This is a genomic window from Armatimonas sp. (assembly GCF_043760365.1).
GTDB lineage: Bacteria > Armatimonadota > Armatimonadia > Armatimonadales > Armatimonadaceae > Armatimonas.
Map to the genome: position 1 here is coordinate 1 of NZ_JAYUPA010000889.1, position 3,012 is coordinate 3,012.

7 protein-coding genes are annotated in these 3,012 nt (G+C 57.3%); all 7 read right to left on the reverse strand.

Going from position 1 to position 3,012, the window contains the following annotated elements:
• Window positions 1–121: 121 nt before the first annotated feature.
• Entirely contained in the window at window positions 122–655 is a 534-nt protein-coding gene (locus ACH2EH_RS22100) for a hypothetical protein (RefSeq protein ID WP_395145146.1), read from the reverse strand.
• On the reverse strand, window positions 652–1,110 hold the full coding sequence (locus ACH2EH_RS22105; RefSeq protein ID WP_395145147.1) for a hypothetical protein: 459 nt from the start codon (window positions 1,108–1,110) through the stop codon (window positions 652–654). The genes ACH2EH_RS22100 and ACH2EH_RS22105 overlap by 4 nt, the downstream gene beginning before the upstream one ends.
• Window positions 1,107–1,559: a hypothetical protein gene (locus ACH2EH_RS22110; protein ID WP_395145149.1), complete on the reverse strand. Its 453-nt coding sequence runs from the start codon at window positions 1,557–1,559 to the stop codon at window positions 1,107–1,109. Before ACH2EH_RS22110 ends, ACH2EH_RS22105 begins: the two co-directional genes overlap by 4 nt.
• Before the next feature lie 3 nt (window positions 1,560–1,562).
• Window positions 1,563–1,856, reverse strand: coding sequence for a hypothetical protein (locus ACH2EH_RS22115; protein WP_395145150.1), 294 nt, complete (start codon window positions 1,854–1,856; stop codon window positions 1,563–1,565).
• A complete protein-coding gene (locus ACH2EH_RS22120) occupies window positions 1,853–2,062 on the reverse strand; it encodes a hypothetical protein (protein WP_395145152.1) in 210 nt (69 codons plus the stop codon). The genes ACH2EH_RS22115 and ACH2EH_RS22120 overlap by 4 nt, the downstream gene beginning before the upstream one ends.
• Window positions 2,053–2,418 (reverse strand): SWIM zinc finger family protein, encoded by a 366-nt coding sequence (locus ACH2EH_RS22125; RefSeq protein ID WP_395145153.1) that lies wholly within the window; start codon window positions 2,416–2,418, stop codon window positions 2,053–2,055. Before ACH2EH_RS22125 ends, ACH2EH_RS22120 begins: the two co-directional genes overlap by 10 nt.
• A gap of 146 nt (window positions 2,419–2,564) precedes the next feature.
• The gene (locus ACH2EH_RS22130; RefSeq protein WP_395145154.1) at window positions 2,565–2,888 is read right to left on the reverse strand and encodes a hypothetical protein; all 324 of its coding nucleotides are present in this window, start codon (window positions 2,886–2,888) and stop codon (window positions 2,565–2,567) included.
• Window positions 2,889–3,012: the final 124 nt, after the last annotated feature.

The following is a 3,012-nucleotide window of genomic DNA, read 5'->3' on the forward strand; positions in this document are numbered from 1 at the left end:
ATAGTCTGCATTTATAATGCAGACTATTGAATAATGTCAACAGTGCCATATTTATCAAAATTAACGAAGGGAAGATAGCATTTGAGATTGTCTTAGACAAACTTAGAAAACTGAGAATCCTTCATACAACCATGATCTGTTTGCGAACGCAATACATCTCCTCAGCAAGGGAAACGTTCAGGTTCTCGCCCACGACATCCTCCACGGCCTCACGGCACAGGGGCGTCCAGTACACTGACCGGCGCTTTCGCACCGCAGACGCGTTGTCTGCCGCCTTCGCCTGTCGTTTGCCTGCCCGTAGGTTCGCCGCCGGGCTGTTGCAGTTTGGTGTGGCCTCCTTGAAGAGAATCAATCCAAGCTCCTCGTCAAAGTCCATGATCGCGTTGCCGACCTGGTACCTTCTGGCGGCGTAGTGCTCAATGAGCAGGAAGTCCAGCTCTGTTTGTACCTCGGCCAGCCCTTCCCGGAACCCGCTGATGATCTTCTCCAGCCAGGGGCCGGTGGCGAAATCAGGAGCGGAGGGCGACCAGCTTACCAGCACCATCGCGTCGTTCATCTCTTCACCTTGTACGGGTACAAAGACCCGCACCCGGCAATCGGCTTTGCGCTCCTCACTGTCTTCCAGCTCGAAGCGCTGATCCAGAGTCTTTTTCATGCCTCTACTCCTTCCGGGGCAAGATAGAAGACCAAGCAGCCTTCCCCATCTTCAGCGGTGAGCCAGATGGCAGGAACCTGCGTGACCCCCTCGCACACGGCTTTGAAGAGCCGCATCCAACAGCACAGGATAATCGTGCGGTCCGCTAGCTCCAGGGCGATGTGGGGAACGGTGAGGTCTAAGGTCATGGCCTTTTCCTCGTCCAGATCGGGCCGCCACTTGAGGCAAAGCGCCTCGGTGATGCCGTGCTCGGCCAGTACCAGCGGGCGCTGTGGCCGGTTGCTGGTTCGGACGAGGTGGGTAGCGTGTCCGACATTCCACAGGTAGGTGTGGCCGTCCAGCTCTTCCCTGAGGATCACGTCGCCAAAGGCTCCGTATTCCTCTATCTTGGAGGCGATAAGCGCCTCCCGGTCAGTGACTCCTGAGGGAGCCAAAACTAAAACTACGGGTTTCATGGCTTTCGCCTTTCTTTCTGTGTGTCCATTGGTGCCAGCTTGGGCCTTGGCGGAATCTTCACGACGAGCACTTGCTCGGCTTCCTCGGGAGTGAGTTCGTAACAGGGAACGCACTCGACACCCTCAGAAACGGTGCGCCACAACCTATGCCACCCATCAATAAGCACTGAGGTGCCATCGTGGAAGGGGACGAAGAGTATGGGCCGCGACAGGTCAACTGTCTTGGCGTACTCTTCGTCGAGGTTGGGGTAGCGCTGCCTGAGATGATCTATGTCAATCTGACTGTCAGCCGGGCAGAACTCCATGATCTCTCGTGGAACCTGCTGGATGAGCCGGTAGCCCAGGCTTGCGTTCCAGTGCCACTGGGTGCCAGTCGCATCGGTGAAGGTGAAAATCTGATCGCTCAGGTTCACCCTCACAACGCGGGTGGGTTCTTTTGAGGAGGGCATTTTTCAATACTCCTCCCGGATTAACACCGTCGATTCTGTCCAGCCCGCCGCCGTAATAATCCAGATGACTGTCTTATCCGTAAGCGTGTAACTAGAGAGAATCCGTCCGCCGCGCTTGATCTCTTGCTCGTTGACGACTCGGTCGTAGTAGCACATCTCCATGCCGTAATCGCCTTCCCGATGCCTCTTGAGCAAGTGGATCAGTTCAACGTCGTTGCGTATGAGTGCTTCGACCGCCGCCGGGGTGACGTGCACCGTTCCCAGGAGAAACTTGATGGGGCGGGTGTAGCCGCTCATGTCGTTGCCTCCAAAGGCTCCCTGGCCTCATAGACGAAGGTTTCGCGCCGCTGTCGCTTTGCTTTTTCCGGGACTTGCCCAGTGAGCCTCCGCACGACTTCGGCAGCGCCTTTTCGATAGACCGTGACGACCACGAGAGAGCCGGTGTCAGCTTCTCGCACCGCCCAATGGCGACCGCCTTTGTAGCGAGAGATCGTTAGAGACACAGTGGTACCTCCAGACGTTGCTGGAGCACCCGTGATGCGCTCTGTAGAACCTGCTCGATAGTGATCGCTTGCTCCACCGCTTCCCAACGGGCAGTGCGGCGGGCCATCTCTATCTTCTGAGTCATGAGAAGCTTCCGCCAGCCCAGAATATGCTTGCAGGAGTAGCGCCCACCGTGCTTCTCAAAGAAGGGGCAGGTACAGCTCTTTTCGGCGCAATCTAGGGTGTAGGTGGCTCCGTGCTCGGAGCGAATCAGGTGCCGGTTCCCGTCAAGTGAGCGAATGCGATATCCGTCCTCGAAGAGTCTTTGCGCTCGGTCGTTGACGTTGGCGAGCAATCTCGCCCCGTCCATATCCATGGAGTTAGGTTCCTTTCAAAACGAAAAATAGCCGAGCCATGAACTTCCCGTCTCCGGGCAGCATGGCCCGGTGAAGTGGGGAAACGAAAGCGGAGTTACCGCCGCAGCGTAGGGTGACGCTTCAGGAGAGCCTCGACAGCGCGAAGCTACTCGGGCTTGGGTACCGCAGGCGAGTTAATGCCTCTCACTCCTCGGCAGGTCGTTAGGATCTGCTCCAGTAGTTCGAGTGCCTCCTCCGCGCTGGGGGGAAGCGCTACGAGTTCACCGTCCTCTGGCTCGCCGATGTAGTCGTCAAGCTCAGGAACTGGAACTTCGATTCGCCATCCTCGGTGAGCTTGGATGACGTGTTCCTCGGTGAAGAGGTGTACAACACCGAAGTGCCATTTCTCCTCGATCTCTGCCGCCAGCCCCCGGAGGCGCTGGCAGACAGCGGCAAGCCGCTTGTCTATCGTGGGGGAAATAGCGCTCACACCAGTAACCCTCCTTTCGGAGAAAGAATCCGCGTGCGTAGTGCTTGGTCTACTCGGCTCTCGCTAGTAGTGTCGATCAGGACACTTGCCAGCGTCTCCAGCTCGTAGCGCCCTTCGACTGACA

Coding starts and splice junctions, on each gene's coding strand:
- ACH2EH_RS22100 (WP_395145146.1), bottom strand. CDS start 655: ATGAAAAAGACTCTGGATCAGCGCTTCGAGCTGGAAGACAGTGAGGAG.
- ACH2EH_RS22110 (WP_395145149.1), bottom strand. CDS start 1,559: ATGCCCTCCTCAAAAGAACCCACCCGCGTTGTGAGGGTGAACCTGAGC.
- ACH2EH_RS22105 (WP_395145147.1), bottom strand. CDS start 1,110: ATGAAACCCGTAGTTTTAGTTTTGGCTCCCTCAGGAGTCACTGACCGG.
- ACH2EH_RS22125 (WP_395145153.1), bottom strand. CDS start 2,418: ATGGATATGGACGGGGCGAGATTGCTCGCCAACGTCAACGACCGAGCG.
- ACH2EH_RS22115 (WP_395145150.1), bottom strand. CDS start 1,856: ATGAGCGGCTACACCCGCCCCATCAAGTTTCTCCTGGGAACGGTGCAC.